Here is a 2,360-nt window from a genome sequence, read left to right as displayed (position 1 = left end):
ACGGACCGTGCCCGTCGTGTGGTTGTGCTCGCCCAAGAAGAGGCGAAGATGCTCAACCACAACTACATCGGTACCGAGCACATCCTGCTCGGCCTCATCCACGAGGGCGAGGGGGTCGCCGCGAAGGCGCTGGAGTCGCTCGGTATCTCGCTCGACGCTGTGCGCGAGCAGGTGCAGGACATCATCGGGCAGGGCCAGCAGCAGCCGACGGGGCACATCCCGTTCACGCCGCGGGCCAAGAAGGTGCTGGAGCTGTCCCTGCGCGAAGCGCTGCAGCTCGGCCACAACTACATCGGCACCGAGCACATCCTGCTCGGTCTCATCCGCGAGGGTGAGGGCGTCGCCGCGCAGGTGCTCGTCAAGCTGGGCGCCGACCTGAACAAGGTGCGCCAGCAGGTCATCCAGCTGCTCAGCGGCTACCAGGGCAAGGAGCCCGCGGGTGTCGCGGCCGGCCCCGGCGAGCAGAACGCGCCCGCCCAGGGTGGATCGGCGGTGCTCGACCAGTTCGGGCGCAACCTCACCCAGGCCGCGCGCGACAACAAGCTCGACCCGGTGATCGGGCGCGAGAAGGAGATCGAGCGGGTCATGCAGATCCTCTCCCGCCGGTCGAAGAACAACCCCGTCCTCATCGGCGAGCCCGGCGTCGGCAAGACCGCCGTCGTCGAGGGCCTCGCACAGGCGATCGTCAAGAACGAGGTCCCCGAGACGCTGAAGGACAAGCAGGTCTACTCGCTGGACCTCGGGTCGCTCATCGCCGGGTCCCGCTACCGCGGTGACTTCGAGGAGCGCCTGAAGAAGGTCACCAAGGAGATCCGCACCCGCGGCGACATCATCGTGTTCATCGACGAGATCCACACCCTCGTCGGCGCCGGTGCGGCCGAGGGTGCGATCGATGCGGCATCCATCCTCAAGCCCCTCCTCGCCCGCGGCGAGCTGCAGACCATCGGCGCGACCACGCTCGATGAGTACCGCAAGCACTTCGAGAAGGATGCCGCGCTCGAGCGCCGCTTCCAGCCGATCCAGGTCGCCGAGCCGAGCCTGCCCCACGCGATCAACATCCTGAAGGGGCTGCGCGACCGCTACGAGGCGCACCACAAGGTGCAGATCACCGACGGCGCGATCGTCGCGGCGGCCAACCTCGCCGACCGCTACGTCAGCGACCGGTTCCTGCCCGACAAGGCCATCGACCTGATCGACGAGGCCGGCGCCCGCCTGCGTCTGTCGATCCTGTCGAGCCCGCCGGAGCTGCGCGAGTTCGACGACAAGATCGCCAAGGTCCGCGAGGACAAAGAGCGCGCCAGCGAGGACCAGGACTTCGAGAAGGCCGCCGCACTGCGCGACGAGGAGAAGTCCCTGCTCGCCGAGCGACTGCGCCTCGAGAAGCAGTGGCGCTCGGGTGACGTCGCCAGCCACGCCGTGGTCGACGAGGGCCTGATCGCCGAGGTGCTCGCGCAGGCCACCGGCATCCCGGTGTTCAAGCTGACCGAAGAGGAGTCCAGCCGACTCGTCTTCATGGAGAAGGCGCTGCACCAGCGCGTCATCGGCCAGGACGAGGCGATCGCGGCGCTGTCGCGCACGATCCGTCGTCAGCGCGCGGGTCTCAAGGACCCCAAGCGCCCCTCGGGCTCGTTCATCTTCGCCGGCCCCACGGGCGTCGGAAAGACCGAGCTCGCCAAGGCGCTGGCGGAGTTCCTCTTCGACGACGAGGGCGCGCTGATCTCGCTCGACATGAGCGAGTTCGGCGAGAAGCACACCGTCTCGCGCCTGTTCGGAGCCCCTCCCGGGTTCGTCGGGTTCGAAGAGGGTGGCCAGCTCACCGAGAAGGTGCGGCGCAAGCCGTTCTCGGTCGTGCTCTTCGACGAGATCGAGAAGGCCCACCCGGACATCTTCAACTCGCTGCTGCAGATTCTGGAGGAGGGACGCCTGACCGACGGTCAGGGCCGCGTCATCGACTTCAAGAACACCGTGATCATCATGACGACGAACCTCGGTTCGTCGGCGATCGCGGGCGGCCCTGTGGGCTTCCAGGTCGAGGGGAACGCCCAGACCTCCTACGACCGCATGAAGGGCAAGGTCGACGAGGAGCTCAAGCGCCACTTCAAGCCCGAGTTCCTCAACCGCCTCGACGACATCATCGTCTTCCCGCAGCTGAACAAGGACGAGCTTCGCCAGATCGTCGGCCTGTTCACCAAGCGGCTGGCCGAGCGCCTGCTCGACCGCGACATGACGGTGGAGCTGTCGCCCGAGGCGACCGACCGCCTCATCGAGATCGGGTTCGACCCGACCCTCGGAGCCCGGCCGCTGCGCCGCGCCATGCAGCGTGAGATCGAGGACCAGCTCAGCGAGCGCATCCTGCACGG

At 67.7% G+C, this 2,360-nt stretch carries 1 protein-coding gene; it reads left to right on the top strand.

Features of this window, described 5'->3' with window-relative positions; all coding sequences use genetic code 11:
* On the top strand, positions 1-2,360 hold a 2,360-nt coding region (locus NQ160_RS22425; protein ID WP_257517245.1), incomplete at both ends, for an ATP-dependent Clp protease ATP-binding subunit.

Source organism: Microbacterium sp. zg.Y909 (genome assembly GCF_024626565.1).
Note: the sequence above shows the minus strand (reverse complement) of the source record. Positions and strands in the feature narration are given on the sequence as shown.